Source organism: Nocardioides montaniterrae (genome assembly GCF_054782655.1).
This window is the reverse complement of record NZ_BAAGSB010000030.1, coordinates 1-700: the sequence shown is the minus strand read 5'-3', so window position 1 is coordinate 700 and position 700 is coordinate 1. Positions and strand designations below refer to the sequence as shown.

1 rRNA gene is annotated in these 700 nt (G+C 49.1%); it reads right to left on the bottom strand.

What is annotated here, in order from left to right:
• Positions 1-126: 126 nt before the first annotated feature.
• Positions 127-245: ribosomal RNA gene (gene rrf, locus ACYVJ3_RS16620) — 5S ribosomal RNA — on the bottom strand.
• Positions 246-700 lie beyond the last annotated feature (455 nt).

Genomic DNA, 700 nt, shown 5'->3' with positions numbered 1-700 from the left:
CTCTCGCTCTCTCTCTCTTTTCCCGTTCTTCTCACCTTTTCTGCAGACCTGCCTTTCCTTTATCCTCCCTTTTACTCTTCCTCTTTAAGATGATGATGATGTAACAGGCAAAAAGCAAAAAGAGAAGAACCACGGCACCCGGGATTCCCACGTGGTCCCCCACCGTGGTACTAACCGAGCGCTCTTCAGCTTAACTTCCTGGATCGGACGGGGCAGGGTGCTGTATGAAGGCTATGGCCGTGGATAAGATTATAACACTAACCTCCCTACTTGTCTTGTCCTACTTTATCTTGTTTCCTTCCTAAGACGAGTTGAAAGACGAAAGGGAACGAAGGAAACACCAGCCTGTCGATAAGATTGACAGCGACAAGCCGCTTGGCCCTAGCGCCGCTTCCAATGGGTACATTTTTTTGACGTGCAAGAGTGCCCGTGTTCTCAAGCTGATAATGGGGACAGGGTTATATGACTGCCTCTGATCTTCAAGCGTGTGCCAGTGAGGCCGAAGATAAAAGGCTGAGTCTGCTCATGCATCCTGACACACCCTCAAGTCGGTTCAGGGTGCTTACCAAATTTTTTTGTTGGTGATTGCATCTTCGCCAACAGGATGGGGTACCATCCTTCTCACATCACATACTCACCCAGGTGGCTATTGACACCACCCCATTTTTTGTCACCCAAGGTCAACTCCAAAGTCTTGCTC